The organism is Paenibacillus sp. JJ-223 (genome assembly GCF_927798175.1).
Classification (GTDB): Bacteria; Bacillota; Bacilli; order Paenibacillales; family Paenibacillaceae; genus Paenibacillus; species Paenibacillus hubeiensis.
Genome location: NZ_CAKMMP010000012.1, coordinates 123,880 through 142,194, shown reverse-complemented (window position 1 = coordinate 142,194; position 18,315 = coordinate 123,880). Strand labels below are relative to the sequence as shown.

Below are 18,315 nucleotides of genomic sequence, written 5' to 3'. Positions count from 1 at the left end.
ACGCGGCCATGAAATGACAGGTAATATTGTCCAGTACGAGAAAAACATTGTATTAAACGGCGGTTTTGCAGTATGATTTTACAGCTAGTTGAATCTGGCAGAAAAGGTTACATCGTTTCATTGATTTGTAATGGTTGCTGTCATTTCTTCCCGGAAGCATCGGCGTATAATGCTAAACGGGAAGCGATGCGGATTCAATAAATATAGATGCAACGCGAACAGAATAATGGCGCGTCTTTGTTGTGTGGAAATGAAGGATGGAAGGTGCAGTACGAATGTTAATGATGTGGATGACAACCAGAAATGCAACAAGCACGGCAACGCTACGGACGCTTTCGGCGTCGGCTCCTGCTGACAAGGAGGGGCTTGCATGTCACAAGTAATGAATGGCAGACGCCACATGAACGGGCTGGATGGCATGAGGGCCATCGCGGTGATGGCGGTCATCGCCTATCACCTGAATTTAGGATTTATTCCCGGCGGTTTGCTCGGAGTAGGCATGTTTTTTGTTTTATCGGGCTATCTCATAACGGATATTCTACTGTCTCAATGGAAGGCGCACGGGCGGATCGCCCTTGGCGACTTCTGGCTGCGCAGGGCAAGGCGGCTGCTCCCAGGCATGCTCACGATGACGGCGGTTGTAATGATCTGGTTGTTGTTTACTGATCCTTCCCGGCTTGCGGCGCTTCGCGGAGACATCATTTCGGGCATTTTATACATAAGCAATTGGTGGTACATTTTTCATCACGTTTCTTACTTTGAGAGTTTTGGGCCGCCATCGCCGTTCGGCCACTTCTGGTCACTGGCCGTGGAGGAACAGTTCTATATCGTTTGGCCTCTGATTCTCATTGCGTCGATCGCATTGTTTAAACGGAAAGGATGGCTGGTCGTATTCATCGTGGTGGTTGCGGAATTGTCCGCCGGCATGATGGCGATCCTGTACGATCCGGATCTCGATCCAAGCCGCGTCTATTATGGAACGGACACGAGGGCGTTTGCCCTTCTCGCAGGCGCAGCTTTGGCTGTCGTATGGCCGAGCCGCAAACTGTCCGCATCGATTGCCGCCAAGGGCAGAATGATGATGGATGCGGTGGGACTGACCGCCTTGGGCGTGCTTGTGGTTATGCTGTTGACCAGCAGCGAGTACGATCCTTCGTTATATATGGGCGGCATGGCATTGCAGGCTCTTGCTACCACGGTGCTTGTGGCAGTGTTGGCCCACCCCGCGTCGTTGCTGGCACGCGTCATCGGCGCAAAGCCGCTGCGCTGGATTGGTGAACGTTCATACGGACTGTACCTGTGGCATTATCCGGTCATTGTGCTCACCAGCCCTGCCGTGGACACGGATGGAGCAGACCCTGTACGCATGCTGCTGCAAGTGCTGGCGACGTTTGTGCTGGCATCGTTATCTTTGAAGTATATCGAAAACCCGATTCGGCATAACGGGTTTCGCCATGCGTTTTCCGGATGGTGGGGTAAGGGGCGGCAGAATGTTCCGCAACACCAATTGTGGGGAAAACGTGCTGCTCTTATGATGGGCTTGCTGTTGTTTTGCTTTACCATTTCGCAGATGATGGTTACATCGGCCGCCAACGTGGATTCCCATTCGGAATCGGTCTCGGCCACATTCAACGGAGATCGTGAATCGAATGAAGAAGAAGGCCATACGCTGCTCCCCAACGATGCGGGCTCTACTCCTGCTGAAGAACAGCATGTAACTGCAAGCGAGAAGCCTTCGTCCGGTTCAGACCAATCGGCGAATGGAAGCAACGATCAGGGAGAGCCGCAGTCAAGCAATGATAAGCCCGCCGCTGGAGCGGGTTCCGGCGAAGGAAAACAACCGGTGCAGGAAGATGCGCCGGTCGTTTCGGGGAATGAACCGAAGGGAAACGTCCCCGACTCCAAAGGCAGCAGAGGGGGGAAAGCGCCGGAAGCTCCGTCCAATGAAGCGGGCAAGGAGGATGTCGTTCCACTGTCGGCCAAGGACGGAAAAATTGCATATACCGTGATCGGAGATTCGGTTATTCTGGATGCCAAACCTTATCTTGAAAAAGGCATAGCCGGCGTATACGTGGACGGGCATGTCGGCCGCCAGATGTGGGAGGCTGCCGACGTTCTGGCGGAACTGGCACAGAATCGGAAATTGGGCAGCCGGGTCGTGCTTGAGCTCGGAACGAACGGTTCCTTTAACTCGAAGAGTCTGAATGCCGTACTTGACTCCCTCAAGGATAAAGAGCGGGTATATCTCGTGACGGTAAGGGTGCCACGTCCTTGGGAGCGTACGGTCAATAAAGCGTTGAACGATGCGGAAAGCAGCTACGACAATGTATCGCTGATCGATTGGTATAGTGCAAGTGAAGGGCACGACGAATATTTTGAGCACGATGGCGTGCATTTGACGGTGGAAGGGTCGGAAGCTTTTGCCGATCTCGTGAAAAGCAGCATCGAATAAACCGGAATCATATCATCCTAATTTTACGATTCAAAACGAAAGGCGTCTTTGCAGGAGCTCTCGAAGGAGGGCTCCTTTTTTGTGAACGAAATTTTTTGGACGCAGGGCAATGGTCTGTGTTAAGTTAGCTATGTATGCGTTATCTTTGAGTGTTGGGTGAATCAGAGGCGATATATTTGTATATTTTTCGTTTCATTTTCTGAAAACGGTTTCTGCACGACTATGTTTAATGCTGGGAGAGAGGCACATGATGACGTTGAAGAATTCAGATCTGGATTTGTCGGGAGAATGGAAAATACAGCATTTCGAGGTGGGCGAAAAACGGGCCATGGAATTGGCGGCGGCCGGATTGGACGACCGTTTTTGGATCGGAGCGGACGTGCCGGGGGATGTGCACACAGCCCTGATTCAACGCGGTATTATTGATCCGCCGTATTATGGGCATAACGATGCCAAAAGCCGTTGGATCGAACATAAGGAATGGTGGTACAGAACCAACTTCAACTGCGTGAAGGAGATGAACGCGGAAGATCGCTTTGAACTGGTTTTCGAGGGGCTTGATACCTTTGCAACGGTATACGTCAACGGGCATGAAATCGGCAAAACAGCCAACATGCTGATGTCCCATACGTTCGACGTCACAACGATCATCCGCAATGGATGGAATGCTGTCGCCGTAAAATTCGATCCGCTATCCATCCATCATCGGGATAAGGAGCAGTTTGACTGGTCCTCCTATACGAAGGAACGACCCTGGTTACGCAAGGCGGCCATGAACTTCGGATGGGACTGGGGCCCGCGCATGGTCACTGTGGGGATCTGGGGAAAGGTATGGCTGAAGCGCAGCACCCGTGCCCAGCTAAAGAGCGTGTATGCGCAGACCCGTGCTGCGAGCAAGCAGCAGGCCCTTGTCGACGTTACGGCAGAAGCCGCCTCCGTTGAGTCTTTTCGCAGCAAGAAACGAAGGGAGCATCCGATCTCCCTTACTTGCGATGTACGACTGCTTGATGCACAAGGAAACGAAGTCGCATCGGCTCACGGCCTGGACGTGCTGGCAGGACAAGCGAAGGCTACTTTGTCAGTGTCATCACCGCGTTTATGGTGGACGCATGATCTTGGCGAGCCGTATTTGCATACGCTTGAAGTCGTTCTTTATGCAGATGGCCGGGAAGTGGATCGGTACAGCGAACCGTATGGCATTCGCACGATGGAGCTTGCCCTGCACAATGAGCAAGGAGAATCTTCGTTTGCGTTTGTGCTGAACGGAGTGAAGATATATGCCAAGGGCGCCAACTGGATTCCCGCAGATCATCTGATCGGTTCGATTCCGGAGCACCGTTATCGCGAATTGGTCGAGCTGAGCGTGGAAGCCCATATGAACATGCTGCGGGTATGGGCGGGCGGAATCTACGAGAAAGACGTGTTCTATGACGAATGTGACCGTCAAGGCGTGCTGGTATGGCAGGATTTTGCGTTTGCCAACGCATTGTTCCCGGATTTCAATCAGGATTTCATGGAGAACGTGCGCAGGGAAGTGGAAAACAATGTAGTGCGTTTGCGCAATCGGGCCTCGCTTGCCCTGTGGTGCGGCAATAACGAAATCGATTGGCTGTATGATATGAAATCGGCTAGCGGAGATATAACAAGCCCGTTCTATGGCGAATTGATCTATCACGAGCTGATTCCGGAAGCGTTGGAACGGCTTGACCCGTCCAGGCCATATTGGCCATCCTCGCCTTTTGGCGATAGCCACGGCATGGATGCCAACGATCCCGGCGTCGGTGATCGGCACAACTGGCAGGTGTGGCATGGATCGGTGTATCCGCGAAAACAAGGCGAACCCCCGTTGTTGGACTACAGCGTCGAAGGCGTAACGTTCAAAAACTATAAAAAGGATATGGCGCTGTTTAGCAGCGAATTCGGCATGCATGCCTCGGCGAACAGGTATACGCTTGAAAAAAACATGCCTCCTGGCCAGTTCTATTGGGGGAGCCCTGAGATGGCTTACCGAAATAAAGACACGAACCACCAGAAAGGCATTTTGCTGATGGAAGGCTACACAGGCATTCCGCAAAACATCGATGAATACATGAACTTTTCGATGTTGACACAGGCCGAAGGCTTGCGTTACGGCATTGAACATTTCCGGCGGATCAAACACCGCAACAGCGGTGCGCTGGTATGGCAGCTGAATGACAGTTGGCCGGGCACGAGCTGGTCGATGATTGATTATGAGCTGCTGCCTAAGGCTTCTTTTTATTATGGGAAAGTGTTCTTTCACCCTGTTTTATTGTCCTTGGAGCATGAACCGGGCGAACCGCTTGCCCTCTGGGTGGTGAATGATACGCTGGAACCGGTGCGTGGGCAGCTTCAGCTTCGGGTGTATGATTTTGAAGGCGGAAACGTATACTCCAGCAGCTATGCCGCTGAGGTGGGCCCGCAATCGGCGGTCTGCGTGGCGAAGTTGAATGAAGCGGAGGCGCTTATGGGCCGGCGTGCCCAAGACGTTATTGTCGAACTGAGCGCGGAAGGGTTCGCGGCACCTTCCAATCGATATTTCTTGCGCGATCCGAAGGAGGTGGCATTGCCGGAATCCCGGCTGAGCGTGCACGTCAACGAAGAGGAGCTATCTGTCACGGTGACGGCGCATCATGCGATTGCCCGTATGGTCAAGCTGGAACTTCCCCTGGGCCGCGTCCGGTTCAGCGACAATTATTTTGACCTGCTGCCGGGGGAGAGCCGGACTGTGCGCTTGCGCCATCCGGAACGGGGCAGCTTGCCTTTAAGCGAGCTCAAGGTGAGCGCCATGAACGGGCGAGAAGGCTAATTGCGTTTGCCCCAAAAAAACAGCCGATTTGCCCTAAACAGGCATTCCGGCTGTTTTTTTATTCTTGTTGATGCAGTCAGGCATTTTTGCACACACTAAACCATAAAGGAGGCATAACGCTCCTGGAAGGAATTCTCCATGTCGACCTGTTTGGAGAGCTGTTGTTTCACTTTCTCCCCACGAGCGAGCTGCAGCTGCTGTAATGGAGCCATATTGGTAAAGTGGTCATCAGCCATTCCGATCAGCAATTCAGCTAACACGTCGGCATCCTCGATGGCGGCGTTCAGGCCAAAAGCACCCGTAGGCGTCATGGTGTGTGCCGCATCGCCGAGCAGCACAATATTGCCATGCGTCCACGACTCGCAGTAACTGCTTTCCACGGATAATAATACAAAATCGCTCCATGACCGGATATGGGCGGCCACGGAATCCGAAAGGCACGGAAACGCGGCAACCAGTTGCCGGATGAACGGCTCAAAATGCTGCTGCCGCAGTTTCGGATAGGAGCCTTGCGGAATATTCCAGCCAATCTGCACGTAACCGCCGAACTGGGAGAAAAGCGCGAGCTGCTCGCCGTCCATGCTGGCCAGGCGCACGGCTGGTTCCCATGCCGCCGGAGCAGGGATTCGCGCCCATAACAGATCATACCCGTGCTTGCGGACGTCTGGAACCAAACCCGCATGCCTGCGGACGGCCGAATAACGCCCGTCTGCGCCCACGATGACCGAAGCCTGAATGGAGGCGGGCGATCCGTCTTGCCGTACGTGAATCCCGATCACGTTATCCTGCTCGTCTTTCAGCAGACCGGTCATGATCGTATTGAACAATACATGTTCCCGGTTGCCTGGAAGCCGGCCGGACTCGGCAACGATGACGTCGAGCAGATGATGCTGAGGCACATGAATGCCTACATGGGACTCGTGTTCGCCTGGATAGACGGTGTGCAGAATGCTCCCGTTTTCCCAGTATTCTATTTTTGCGAGCGGAAGCGTGCCGCTCTGGGCAACGAGAGAATACAGCCCGTATTTGTTCAGGACAGCCTCGCCGTCCTGGTTAAGCACTTCGCCGCGAAATGACTTATGCAGGTTCGCCTGCCGTTCGACTAATGCCGTGGATATTCCTTTTCGGTTCAAAAGATGAGAGAGCAGCGTTCCGGCAGGACCGGCTCCCACGATGCACACATCAACGTGTAACGGAGTATTATTGTTCATGTCTGTAAGTTCCCTTGCATTAAAGTAGCTTGCCATCAGTATATATAATTACTTAATGATAACAAATTTACAAAAATCATTAAGTAACTAAAAGTAACTTAAACGTATATGTTATTATAAACAAATCTTTTGAACGATTGCAACTGCCATTTCATTTTTTTGGCGAAGCCGTAAGGGTAAATTGCTCAAACCGTTTTCGTTAAATATGTTACAATAAAAGACAGGTTATGATTTTAGTCGGGAGGAAAAGGTATGCGCCCAGAACCGGAGCAAAGCTCGCAATTGGCAAATGTGGATCAATTGATTGAAGCTTTTTTCAGATATAAAAACAAAGTGTTGGAGCAAAAACAGAAAACGGACACGAATTGCAAACTGAACCCAACCAAGAGTCACATTCTTGGCATGATTTTGCGCGAAGGCCGCTGCATGGCTGTCGACGTGGCCAGGCAGCTCAGCCTCTCTTCAGGGGCAACGACGATTGTGCTGAACCAGTTGGAGAGCGAAGGCATGATTCGGCGCGTACGCAGCGAGGAAGACCGCAGAATCGTCTGGCTTTCCCTTACGGAAGAAGGAGAACAGCTTGCGCAGGCATTAAATGCAAATCGCGGACGCATGACGTGGGAGCTTTTGCAGGCGCTTACGGAAGAGGAGCAGCAGCAAATGCTGGGTATGCTGAAGAAGATTGAACTGAAGCTGTTGGAGAAAATGAAGCAATTGGAGCACGCGAACCGTTGAACGGGCATGTGCAGAAAGACGTCAGTATTCAGGGATGCCCCGTGCAACGGGGGCCATCCCGAAAACTGGCGTTTTTTCTTGTTCCCGCACAAGAAGCAGGGGCCGGGTGGAATGGATGAGCGACCGACAGCATTAAAGACGGAAACGTTCAATGTGCTCGGTTAACCCCTCTTCGAGCAGGATTTCCTTTTGCCGCCTGCCGAGCAGGTCAAAGTGTGGGTAGGGCTGTCGCCGGTGGATGTACTGCGGGTCCAATCCGTGATCCCTGCACCACTTCTCCAACCGATCCAGGTCGGCGCATCCCACCTTGGTCACGGTTGTGACGCCGGGGAAACGGGAATCGATCCAATAATGAGTCAGATAAGCCAGCTCGCCTTGAGCGACGCGTTTTTTCCATTCGGCCAGTTCCTGCCGTTTGATTCCGAAGGCCATAACATCAAGATCCTTTCCAATGCAGGTATTGTCCGGTTCTTATTGTAACATCTTATAGTCAGAATCGGTCTTTTGGGTTTGAGGTAAGCGCCAAACGATATAACATGCGAAACGTCAAACTTTTGCCTGCGGAAAGGAAGGTCATCATGGAACTGTTTATCCCTGTGCTCGTGCTTCTTGTGCTGATCGGCTTATCGAATATTTTAAACCGGTTCGTACCGTTTATCCCCGTTCCGCTGATCCAGATCGCGCTGGGCGTTGTCGTTGCTTTGCTACCCCACGGCGTGAAGCTTCCGCTTAGCCCGGAATTGTTTTTTGTGCTGTTCATAGCACCGCTGCTATATAACGATGGCAAACGCACGCCCAGGCACGAGTTGTGGAACCTGAGGGCTCCCATTCTGCTGCTGGCGTTAGGCCTGGTTTTTGTTACCGTTCTGGTTGCCGGATATGCGATTCATTGGTGGATTCCCAGCATTCCGTTACCGGCTGCTTTCGCGCTCGCCGCGATTCTGTCGCCCACGGACGCGGTTGCCGTCGGAGCGATGGCAGGCAGGGTTCATTTGCCGAAAAGCATACATAGGCTGCTGGAAGGCGAAGCCTTGATGAATGATGCTTCCGGTCTGGTCGCGTTCAAATTCGCCATCGCGGCCACGGTTACAGGCGTCTTTTCCCTTGCGGAAGCATCGGTCAGCTTTCTGATTATCTCGATTGGCGGACTGCTGCTCGGGGCGATTTTGTCGTTTTTGCTCATTCGCCTTGGCGTCTGGGTCCGCAGGCTTGGCATGGAGGACGTCACCGTCCATATGCTCCTGCAGATTCTAACGCCGTTCATCATTTATATGGTCACCGAGGAGCTGGGCGTTTCCGGTATTTTGGCTGTGGTGGCGGGAGGTATTATCCATGCGATTGAGCGGGACCGTACCGAATCCGTGCAGATCAAGATGCAGGTGGTATCGGCCAGTACGTGGTCGGTCATTCTGTACATTCTGAATGGTCTCGTCTTTGTTATTTTAGGGGTGCAGATGCCTGACGTATTGGGCAAAATTTTCTCGAGTGCCTCGTTCGACAACCTGCAGGTGCTCGAATACGTCGTTCTGATCTCGGTTCTGCTGCTGCTGCTGCGGTTCGCCTGGATTTATTTGTTCTGGCAAGGCAGCGACGCGCTGCTAGGCAAATCGTTTATTGGCAAACCAAAGGTGAAAGAGACAAGCATCATCACATTGTCCGGGGTGCGCGGGGCCGTTACGCTGGCAGGGGCGTTCTCCATTCCGTATGTTCTTCAGGACGGTTCTCCTTTTCCGGAAAGGGATCTGATCATCTTTTTGGCGGCGGGTGTTATTTTGTTCACGTTGATTGCCGGCAGTGCCTTGCTTCCTGTATTAGCCAAAAAGGATGAATCCGTCGGCGAGGAAACCCCTCAGAAGACGGAGCGCAAAGCGCGGAACATGATGCTCAAGGCCGCCATACGCGCCGTCAAGTCGGAGATGACCGACGACAACAAGGCTGCTGCCCTTGCTGTGGTTTCCGACCTTTCCAAAACCATTCGCCAAGCATCCGGCTTGGATGCACGGAAACAGAAGGAATTTTTGAAACAAGAGGCGGATATCAGCCTGATCGGCACCCGGGCAGAGCGCAAAGAAATCGAAAGCATGATGGATGAACAAGTCATCTCATCCGATGCGGCGTTCAAATGCAATAGTTGGCTGGACAAAAAGGAAATGATGCTCTCCAGCCGCACGAATGCACAGATGATGTATTCGCTCGGCGAGATCGGGCGCATGTTCGGCCATCTGTTTGCCAACCGGGCGGGCAAACCGGATAAACCGTTTGCCATCGAAAATGCGGACCTGTATCGCCAGGTCAAATTGCGGAGCTCCGAAGCGGCGATCAAGGCTATCCGTGCACAGATGAACGACAGCAATCGCTCTGCGGCGTTATCTGTCATCGCTAAATACGAACGCCTCGTTGCGAAGCTAAGGTCATGGAACGAGGATGAGACGGAAGATCCGTTCGATCAGGAAAAGCTGCAGCTGCAAATGGTAGCCGTTCAGGAACAGCGCAATACCGTGCAGCAGCTGTACGAAAACGGCGAAATCAACCGGGACGTTGCGGCGAAGCTGCGCCGCTTCATCAACGATGTGGAGGCAACCGTTTTGAAGAATAGCTGAAACCGATAAATCCGATATTTTAAATCCGATTATGCTTCTGGTATAATCTCATCACAGCCGATCCTCGTCCAGGGATGCTGCGGGTGCCTGATTCATCCGGTTTGATAGATGGGTACCTACATATCATTTTCAATAAAGGAGATGCGTGAGACATGACAGAACAACAGACACGTCTGGGTAAGAGCGAGCTGGTGGTTAATCCCATCGGGCTGGGGGCAAATGCGGTCGGAGGCCACAATATTTATCCGAATTTGCTCAATGACGAAACGGGCAAGGATGTCGTTCGCACGGCACTGGAACAAGGCATTAACTTTATTGATACGGCCTTTATTTATGGACCTGAACATTCGGAGCGCTTGATCGGCGAAGTGTTGAAAGAAACCGGAAAGCGCCAGCAGGCGGTCATCGCCACCAAAGCTGCGCATAAATTCGTGGACGGCAGCATCGTTCTCGACAATTCCCCCGCCTTTTTGAAAGCTTCAGTGGATGAGGCGCTGAAACGGCTGCAAACGGATTACATCGATCTGTTTTACATCCATTTTCCGGATGAACACACACCGAAAGATGAAGCAGTCGGAGCATTGGCCCGATTGAAAGAAGAAGGAAAAATCCGGGCGATCGGTGTTTCGAACTTCTCGATCGACCAGCTGCGCGAAGCGAACCGTGACGGTTACGTCGATGTGCTGCAATCGGAGTATAACCTGTTCAAGCGGGAGGTGGAGAAAGAAATTCTCCCGTATACGACGGAGCAGCATATTTCATTCGTTCCGTATTTCCCGCTGGCTGCCGGGCTTCTTGGCGGCAAATACACCAAAGATACGACATTCAAGGACGGCCGGGCCCAAAATCCGCTGTTTACCGGGGAAGCTTATATTCGAAATCTGGACAAGGTGGATCAGCTTCGGAGCATCGCCCAGTCCAAAAACGTGGAGGTCGCGCATCTGGTGCTCGCCTGGTACCTTACCCAACCATCCATTGATGCATTGATTCCGGGCGCCAAAAAGCCGGAACAAGTCGTATCCAATCTGAAAACCTTGGAAGTTCGGTTGTCCGCCGAGGAAATTGCGGTGATTGATCAGATTTTCCGTTAATTTAGAAGCTGCAAGAGACTGCAGGCACTTGTTTCGTCCTGGTCTCATAGTTCCGCGAATTCGGGAAATGCTAACAGGGAGTTTACGTTTGAACATAAAGTGAGGACAACGACATGAACCTGAAGGCAGCCCGAATGATCGGACTTGTCATGATTTTGCTGTTAAGCAGCAGTACAGCGCAGGCTTCGCCGGTAAAGAAAAACCGCGATTACTACGAGCAGCGCGGCGAGATCGTGTGGGAAGTGCCGACTCAGGGCAAATTGATTGCGCTGACGTTCGACGATGGTCCGGACCCGGTCCAGACTCCGCAGATTTTGGCTTTGCTGAAACGGTATGATGCCAAGGCGACGTTTTTTGTGCTCGGAAAATGGGCGGAAAAGTATCCTGAGCTGATCGTCCAGGAGCAGCGTGAGGGCCATGAGGTGGCCAATCACACATTTAACCACATGTATTCCAACAGATCGACCGGTGCGAGCAAGGTGCTGCGCGAGATGGATGAGGCGGAGAAATCCATTATCGAGGCCGGAGCCGAGCGTCCCGTCTTGTTTAGGCCCCCCGGCGGATTTTACAATGATACGCTGGTGCAAATGGCGAAACAGAAAGGGTACACCATTGTGCTCTGGTCCTGGCATCAGGATACGCGGGACTGGGCCTCTCCAGGGGTGGGGCGTATTACCAAAAAGGTGCTGACCAATGCCCGTAACGGGGATATCGTTCTTTTTCACGATAAGGTTGAAGGCAAGTCCCACACGATCGCTGCCCTGGAGCAAATTTTACCTGTCTTGCAAAAGCGGGGATACCGGTTCGTCACGGTCTCCGAGCTGCTCGCCCTGAAAGCAAGGGAAGCTGCGAAGGATGACGTTTCGGCGAAGCATCACCGTCCATAAGCATGACAAAGCCGCGGACTCCCGAAAGGGTCAGTCTGCGGTTTTGTGTTTTTCACAGCAAGCATTCCCTTGGCAAAGGCGGGCTGGAAGCTCTACAATAAATGCAGCGCGACGAATGATGTTCTTCATGCATGAACAAATAACGGAAGGAGAGAACGGCATATGAATGGACAACAACGGGCAAACATCAGACCAGGACTTGAGGTGGATATCGTCCTGAAAGAGGATCAGCGGTCCGGCAAATTGACGAGGGGCATCGTCAAGGACTTGTTGACCAACTCCCCCACACACCCTCACGGCATCAAGGTACGTTTGACGAATGGGCAAGTGGGAAGAGTGAAACAAATCATCACGGGTTCACCCGAATGAGCGATGGCGAGATGCGACCGGACTTGACGAGTGCGGCAGGCGTCATGACCCATCTTGCATCAGGCAACGAAAGACAGCGATCCGCTTATAGGGCACTGAAGCAGAGCGGGTTGATGGAGCTGTTGGCGGCGTACCATCCATATCCCGCGGGAACCGTGCCCATCGATATCGATGTGCCGGGCAGCGATATCGATCTCTTGTGCGAAGCCGAGGATCTGGAGCGGTTCAGAGCTGTGGTGCATCAAGCGTTGGGAGAGATGGAAGGCTTCCAATGTACCCTAGTAACCCGAGAAACGGGAGTGTCGCCTTACGTCGTCTGCAGCGTGTCTACAGGAGGCTGGTCTGTGGAAATATTCGCCCAATCCATGCCGGTCCGGCAGCAAAATGCCTACAGGCACATGCTGGTCGAATGGGCGTTGCTGACGCATTGGGGACGTGAAGGGCATAAGGAGATACGCAGACTGAAAAATAAAGGAATGAAGACGGAACCGGCATTTGCATATGCGTTGGGATTGAATGGGGATCCCTATGCTGAATTGCTGAATCTGGCGGACAAGAGTGATGAAGAACTGGCTGATCTTGTTCGCTCACGACCAGTTACATCAGAAAAATCGCAACCACCGTTGTGACGATCAATCCCAGCAGCACCGGCTTCAGATTGCGTCTGGCCAGCTCGAACGGGCTAACCCCGCAGATCGCCGCGGCCGGAATTAACGCCCACGGAATCAGCGTACCGCCACCGACCCAGATGGCGGCAATCTGGCCGAGCGCAGTCAGGGTTGGGGCTGCATCCGCCGTTCCGGCAAACATCGATGCCACGGAACCAACCAGCGATATGCCCGAAAACCCCGATCCATCCATGCCGGTGATCGCCCCGGTCAACGTTAGAGTCACTGCGCCCACCGTATGGTTTAATGGCACAAGGCCCGCAAGGGCTACCCCCAAATCGTTTACGATGCCGTGCGATCCGTCCGGAAGCGGACTGCTGAACAATTCGTTGATGGCGGCATCTCCGAGGTAGAAAAAAGCCGCTATGGGAATGACCGGCCCGAACACCTTGAACCCGAATTGAAACCCCTCGATCAAATACTCCGTGGTCTGCTCGGGTCCTTCGTGACGATGCGCCGCGAGGGTTACCGCGATCAAAATGAGGATCGCCGTGCCGCCGATCAGCGCCGTGGCATCTCCCCCCTGCTGCTTCAGCACAAACATGAGCACAACATCGACCGCAAACAACAAAGGAATGCTAATGGCAAATACGTGCCGAAGCCGCGAAGGTAAAGGGCGGACGCCGGCATTCGCTTCGTTCGTTTGAGCTTCCTGCGTCGGCGTGTCCGTTACGGCTTCCGGCGAAGAGGACGGGAGAAGGTTGCCCGTTCCTTGGTTTGAACGCATCTCCCGCTGAAGCATCCAGAACGCAGTGAGCGTGGAGACGGTGCCCATAACGATGACCAGGGGCAGGCTCGCAGACATGACGGAAGTTACGGATAATCCGGCTGCATCTGCGGTCAGCTTGGGCGCGCCTTGAATGATGAAATCTCCCGACAAAGCGATGCCGTGCCCGAACAGATTCATGGCGACGGCCGCGCCGATGGGCGGCAGGCCGACCCGGACCGCGACAGGAAGCAACACGGCTCCCACCAGCGCCACTGCCGGAGACGGCCAGAAGAACAGGGATACCGTCATCATGATGAGCCCGATGCCCCAATACGCAACCTGAGGCGATCGGATAAACCGGGTGAGCGGCGCAACCATCGTCTCGTTGATGCCTGTTCGGATCAGTACCCGGCTCATGGCCACGATGATCGAGATGATAAATATGGTGCTGAGCAGCTCTTTGGCCGCATAAACAAAGCTGTTGAAAATGCCGGTAACCGACCCGCTTAATGTTTCGGTCGCAAGGATTCCGATCGTCATTACTCCGGCCACGCAGATGATCGTTGTATCCCTGCGGCGAATCATGACGGCCATGATCAGGACGATAAAAGCAAGATATACATAATGCAACGAAGTGAGCTGTATATGCATGCTGCAGGCCACCCTTCTTCTTGAAAGTCAACGTATCATATGCTTGGGTGGGCGCTCAGGTGTACGTGCCGAACTACGAATTGTACAACTCTGCTCATGACTGCCGAAGACAAGTGATTGCGTGACCTTGCCTGTTTTCTGCCCTAACCGAAGGGTTGAAGGATTTTTTTTACAAATGGAGAACTATCTATGTAAACCGCAAAAAAACATACACACGTCAACGGAGAGGCAGAACCAATCTGGAGAAGCGAAGCGTTCGCTGAAAGCTTTCTGAAAGAAAGCTGCATCGGAAGCATAGGCTTATCACCGGATTTTCCCCTTAGAAAAGGGGAATCAAAAAATCTGGGGATAACAGCGATCGGAAGATGGTACTGCACTCGCAGTGCCTTGTGTGATTGTTAGTGCGGTAAAGAGAAAGTCGACTTTCGAAGCAACACGAGGCGGCAAAGCGATTCGAAAGGAAAGTCACCATAATGTTCAGAAACAGGTCACGGAATGACATAGACAATGAACAATGACCGTGATTACAATGAAACATGCCATAAAAGGAAGGAAATTGCAGATGCCGTACATTCGAGGTTGACATGCCCTGCGTACAGGCACTTTTGATAACGCTTTCGAAAAGGGCGGGAGACGATGAATTTTATCCGTTCATTACGCTTCAAATTCATAGTTGGATTGACGCTGATCATGCTTCCGCTATTTTTACTGATGTATTACAACAACGTGTATGCCATGAATGTGGTCAGGGATCAAGTGTCTCTTACCAACATGAACCATCTGGCAAAGAGCGTGGAGCAGAATGAACGCGTGCTGCAGGAAACCAACCGTTATTTATACAGTCTGGGTGAACGCGATCCCGACATCATTTCATTATTCTTCCTGAAATACGGCAGCGGCGATTACATTATCGCGAAGCAGCGGATCATGAACAAATTTATGACCGATCTCGGATTTTACAGCTTGATCGATTCTTTTTTTCTGTATGACGCCGTGAACGACGACCTGCTGCTCGCCACATCGGGCAGTTATGATGTCAAAATGTCGCTGGTCCGCGAAAACATGCCTGCGCAAATGCAGCAGTTCGAAGGTGAAATTCAGCAGCCGGAGTGGGATATCGTGCAAGGACCGACATGGAATGCGCTCGCGAAGACGGTCCGGATCAATCAGCAGTTTTACGCCGGAGCGCTTGTGGATATGAACGCGCTGAATCATCCCGAACAGTTCACGGAAGCGGGAGGGCGGGGCGGCGCCGTCATTGTGGGCGAGGACGGAAAAGCCCTCTCGGATTCCGCCCTGAAAGAGGGTCAGATCCGTCTCGCGGCCGCGCACCTGTCCGGCCTGCAGAGTCCGTATCAGGTTATCTCGGAGGATACGTCCGCGGGAGAGACCAAGCAATATCTTATGCTGGGCATCCCTTCGGCGATGTCGGACATGAACTACATTGTGCTTCTGCCCGAAGAGGACATGATGCGCAACCTTCCGTTTTTTCAACGGATCATTCGCCTGCTGCCCCTGGGGGCGGCAATCATTCTGGTCACTGCGCTCGTGTTTATGCGCCAGCTCCTGTTCCGGCCGATCCACATGCTGATTCGCGCCATGCGGCGGGTGAGCCAGGGGGAGCTTGAAGTCCGGCTTCCGACTCCCTCCTCGTCCGAATTAGCCTTCGTGACGAGCAGCTTCAATCAAATGACGAGCCAGATCCAGCATTTGAAGATCGATGTATATGAGGAGCAGCTGCGAACGAGGGAGGCGGAGTTCAAACAGCTGCAGATGCAGATCAATCCTCATTTTTATCTAAACTCGCTTAATATCATTCATAGTCTGGCCTCGCTGCAGAAGCATGAACTGGTGCAGCAGATGGCCGGCCATCTTGCGGATTATTTCCGCTTCAGCCTGCGTGCGGGCAAACGCGAAATCCGGCTTGGCGAAGAGATGGAGCATATCCGGCACTACCTGGAAATCCAGAAGCTGCGCTTTCCGAATCGCTTGAACTACGTGCTCGACATTGACCCGGCCATCTCGCAGTACGTTCTCCCTCCTTTGACGCTGCAGCCTTTTGTCGAAAATGCCATTATCCATGGCTTTCAGCGGCGATCAGAGCCATTTATCATTGAAATCGAAGCCAAATGGGCGCCTCAAGAGGACGGCGGGGCTTCCGTTGCAGCCGGAACGCCTCCTGCCCGGGGCATGCTTGAGCTGTGTGTCAGGGACAACGGCGTCGGCTTTGACCCGGAGCTGTTGGACCGGTTGCAGCAAGGACAATATGCAGAAAATCCGGATGGACAGCACATTGGCATCTGGAACGTTGCCCACCGTTTGCTTGTAAAGCACGGCGATCAGGCCGGCATTTCATTTAGCAATCAGCCCGCAGGAGGGGCGGCTGTCGTCATTCGATTGCCCGCCCAGACCGAAGAGGAAGAAGGAGGAAACTATGCGCAACCTGTTGATCGTGGATGATGAAGTGTACGCGCTGCAGGCCATGATGGAAGGCATCGACTGGAGCAGAGCCGGAATAGACCGGGTGTTCGGCGCAGGTGATGCCGAGGAAGCCAGAATGATTCTGAAAAGCCATGCCATCGATATCATGGTCTGCGATATTGAAATGCCTGGCGAAACGGGACTTGACCTGCAAAGCTGGGTATTGAAACATGATCCGGGCATGCTGACGATTTTTCTCACAGGGCATGCGCTGTTCGACTACGCCCAGACGGCCATCAAGTTGAACAGTTTCGATTATGTGCTGAAGCCTGCACCGGCCGATCAGCTGCTGAAGACCGTTTCCCGGGCGGTGGAAAAAATCCGGGCAGGCGAGCAGAGCAAACATACCAATGAAATCTATGAAACGGCGTATAAACGCTGGCAGGCTCATAAACCGCTATTGACCGAACGATTCTGGAAGGATGCCGTTTCGCAGCGCGCCGCGTTGACGACAAAGCGACTGGAAGAATTGGCTGAGGTTTACGGAGCGGAGATCGATCCCCATGCCCGCGTGCTGCCTATTGTGATTTCGGTAGAGGAGTGGGTTCGCGAGTTCAATCTGCGCGATGAAGAAGTGCTGGAATACGCTTTGCGCAATGCGGCCCGGGAGATGCTGCTCGGAGTACGTCCGGGAGAGGTATTTCAGGATCACGGCGGATTAAACGTCGTTCTCGCCTACGAGCAGGACGGCATCGTTCCTCTGGCGGAAGACATTGAGAAAGACTGCCAGCTGTATATTCAGGAATGCGGCAGCTACTTCTATTGCAGGCTTTCTTGTTATGTTGGCGCCCCTGTGGCCGTGACGGAGCTGCAGGGCATGTTAAACGAATTGATGGACATGGAGCGGCGCAATATCCGGGAGCTCGAAGGGGTTTTTACGTATGACAGGAAAGCCCGCCAAACGGAGGATCGTTTTTTGCCGATCCCTTGGCTCCCGGAACTGTCGATCCTGTTCGAAACGGGCAAAGTCGCAGATTTGCGCACGCGCGTGGATGAAATCTTTGAGCTGCTGGAAACCGAGGAGCATCTGTCGCCGGAAATGCTGAGGCTCTACTACCATGCGATGCTGCATATGGTTTATCCGCTGCTGCACCAGAAAAACGTGTCCGTGCGCAGCTTGTACGGGGATGAGCGGGAACCGGAAGAAGGCGTCGTGACGCGTTCGTTGCCCCAATTGAAGCAGTGGACGTCTGATTTGATCGATCGCGTCATTCCCGTGTTATATCCGGATGACCAGAACCCGATGACGGTGGTGGACCAGTTGTGCGTATATATTGAGAATCATATCGGCGAGGAACTCATGAGAGAGGAACTGGCTGCCTTCGCCGGATTCAATCCCGCATATCTCTCCCGCCTTTTCCGCAAGGAAAAGGGAATGTCGCTCTCCGAATTCATCCTGCAGCGCAGGGTGGATATGGCCAAAACGCTGCTTTCCCAATCCACGGTCAAAGTAACGGATATCGCGGGCAAGGTGGGGTATTACAACTACTCGCATTTCACAAAAATGTTCAAGAAGTGCACAGGCATCACCCCGCAGGAGTTCCGGAAACAGTCCCGCACCGTATAAACACTGACGCAGCATGCTGCGTCTTTTGTTTTTGCGGCAAAGTCATAATTTGACCATGAATTGGTAA

The 18,315-nt window shown here is 53.0% G+C and carries 13 protein-coding genes; 10 read left to right on the top strand and 3 right to left on the bottom strand.

Annotation, left to right across the window (positions count from 1 at the left end; all coding sequences use genetic code 11):
* Nucleotides 1-370 precede the first annotated feature (370 nt).
* On the top strand, nt 371-2,452 hold the full coding sequence (locus tag L6H98_RS20635; protein ID WP_236418002.1) for an acyltransferase family protein: 2,082 nt from the start codon (nt 371-373) through the stop codon (nt 2,450-2,452).
* A gap of 250 nt (nt 2,453-2,702) precedes the next feature.
* Nucleotides 2,703-5,279: a glycoside hydrolase family 2 protein gene (locus tag L6H98_RS20630; protein ID WP_236418505.1), complete on the top strand. Its 2,577-nt coding sequence runs from the start codon at nt 2,703-2,705 to the stop codon at nt 5,277-5,279.
* A gap of 95 nt (nt 5,280-5,374) precedes the next feature.
* On the opposite strand, the gene L6H98_RS20625 is transcribed toward L6H98_RS20630, so the two are convergent.
* Nucleotides 5,375-6,490, bottom strand: coding sequence for an FAD-dependent monooxygenase (locus L6H98_RS20625; protein WP_236417999.1), 1,116 nt, complete (start codon nt 6,488-6,490; stop codon nt 5,375-5,377).
* A gap of 252 nt (nt 6,491-6,742) precedes the next feature.
* On the opposite strand from L6H98_RS20625, the gene L6H98_RS20620 reads away from it, so the two are divergent.
* Entirely contained in the window at nt 6,743-7,225 is a 483-nt protein-coding gene (locus tag L6H98_RS20620) for a MarR family transcriptional regulator (protein ID WP_236417995.1), read from the top strand.
* 132 nt (nt 7,226-7,357) lie between these two features.
* Here L6H98_RS20620 and L6H98_RS20615 read toward each other — a convergent pair whose 3' ends face one another.
* Nucleotides 7,358-7,657 (bottom strand): hypothetical protein, encoded by a 300-nt coding sequence (locus L6H98_RS20615; RefSeq protein WP_236417991.1) that lies wholly within the window; start codon nt 7,655-7,657, stop codon nt 7,358-7,360.
* A 146-nt stretch (nt 7,658-7,803) separates the two neighbouring features.
* Here L6H98_RS20615 and L6H98_RS20610 point away from each other — a divergent pair, with 146 nt between their 5' ends.
* From L6H98_RS20610 to L6H98_RS20590, 5 genes are all read left to right on the top strand, one after another.
* On the top strand, nt 7,804-9,825 hold the full coding sequence (locus L6H98_RS20610; RefSeq protein ID WP_236417989.1) for a Na+/H+ antiporter: 2,022 nt from the start codon (nt 7,804-7,806) through the stop codon (nt 9,823-9,825).
* Nucleotides 9,826-9,977: 152 nt separating this feature from the next.
* On the top strand, nt 9,978-10,916 hold the full coding sequence (locus tag L6H98_RS20605) for an aldo/keto reductase (protein WP_236417988.1): 939 nt from the start codon (nt 9,978-9,980) through the stop codon (nt 10,914-10,916).
* Between the two features lie 113 nt (nt 10,917-11,029).
* Nucleotides 11,030-11,803, top strand: coding sequence for a polysaccharide deacetylase family protein (locus L6H98_RS20600; RefSeq protein WP_236417986.1), 774 nt, complete (start codon nt 11,030-11,032; stop codon nt 11,801-11,803).
* A gap of 162 nt (nt 11,804-11,965) precedes the next feature.
* Complete coding sequence (locus tag L6H98_RS20595; RefSeq protein WP_236417979.1) at nt 11,966-12,172, top strand: YwbE family protein; 207 nt, start codon at nt 11,966-11,968, stop codon at nt 12,170-12,172.
* Entirely contained in the window at nt 12,169-12,801 is a 633-nt protein-coding gene (locus tag L6H98_RS20590) for a DUF4269 domain-containing protein (protein WP_236417978.1), read from the top strand. The genes L6H98_RS20595 and L6H98_RS20590 overlap by 4 nt, the downstream gene beginning before the upstream one ends.
* Here the strand turns inward: L6H98_RS20590 and L6H98_RS20585 are convergent.
* Nucleotides 12,770-14,200, bottom strand: a complete 1,431-nt coding sequence (locus tag L6H98_RS20585; RefSeq protein WP_236417977.1) for a hypothetical protein — start codon at nt 14,198-14,200, stop codon at nt 12,770-12,772. The two genes, L6H98_RS20590 and L6H98_RS20585, sit on opposite strands and share 32 nt — an antisense overlap.
* A 636-nt stretch (nt 14,201-14,836) precedes the next feature.
* On the opposite strand from L6H98_RS20585, the gene L6H98_RS20580 reads away from it, so the two are divergent.
* Both L6H98_RS20580 and L6H98_RS20575 read left to right on the top strand, forming a co-directional pair.
* Nucleotides 14,837-16,660, top strand: a complete 1,824-nt coding sequence (locus tag L6H98_RS20580) for a sensor histidine kinase (protein ID WP_236417976.1) — start codon at nt 14,837-14,839, stop codon at nt 16,658-16,660.
* Nucleotides 16,635-18,248 (top strand): helix-turn-helix domain-containing protein, encoded by a 1,614-nt coding sequence (locus L6H98_RS20575; RefSeq protein WP_236417974.1) that lies wholly within the window; start codon nt 16,635-16,637, stop codon nt 18,246-18,248. Before L6H98_RS20580 ends, L6H98_RS20575 begins: the two co-directional genes overlap by 26 nt.
* Nucleotides 18,249-18,315: the final 67 nt, after the last annotated feature.

Coding starts and splice junctions, on each gene's coding strand:
- L6H98_RS20620 (WP_236417995.1), top strand. CDS start 6,743: ATGCGCCCAGAACCGGAGCAAAGCTCGCAATTGGCAAATGTGGATCAA.
- L6H98_RS20625 (WP_236417999.1), bottom strand. CDS start 6,490: ATGAACAATAATACTCCGTTACACGTTGATGTGTGCATCGTGGGAGCC.
- L6H98_RS20600 (WP_236417986.1), top strand. CDS start 11,030: ATGAACCTGAAGGCAGCCCGAATGATCGGACTTGTCATGATTTTGCTG.
- L6H98_RS20585 (WP_236417977.1), bottom strand. CDS start 14,200: ATGCATATACAGCTCACTTCGTTGCATTATGTATATCTTGCTTTTATC.
- L6H98_RS20635 (WP_236418002.1), top strand. CDS start 371: ATGTCACAAGTAATGAATGGCAGACGCCACATGAACGGGCTGGATGGC.
- L6H98_RS20615 (WP_236417991.1), bottom strand. CDS start 7,657: ATGGCCTTCGGAATCAAACGGCAGGAACTGGCCGAATGGAAAAAACGC.
- L6H98_RS20610 (WP_236417989.1), top strand. CDS start 7,804: ATGGAACTGTTTATCCCTGTGCTCGTGCTTCTTGTGCTGATCGGCTTA.
- L6H98_RS20630 (WP_236418505.1), top strand. CDS start 2,703: ATGACGTTGAAGAATTCAGATCTGGATTTGTCGGGAGAATGGAAAATA.
- L6H98_RS20575 (WP_236417974.1), top strand. CDS start 16,635: ATGCGCAACCTGTTGATCGTGGATGATGAAGTGTACGCGCTGCAGGCC.
- L6H98_RS20605 (WP_236417988.1), top strand. CDS start 9,978: ATGACAGAACAACAGACACGTCTGGGTAAGAGCGAGCTGGTGGTTAAT.
- L6H98_RS20595 (WP_236417979.1), top strand. CDS start 11,966: ATGAATGGACAACAACGGGCAAACATCAGACCAGGACTTGAGGTGGAT.
- L6H98_RS20590 (WP_236417978.1), top strand. CDS start 12,169: ATGAGCGATGGCGAGATGCGACCGGACTTGACGAGTGCGGCAGGCGTC.
- L6H98_RS20580 (WP_236417976.1), top strand. CDS start 14,837: ATGAATTTTATCCGTTCATTACGCTTCAAATTCATAGTTGGATTGACG.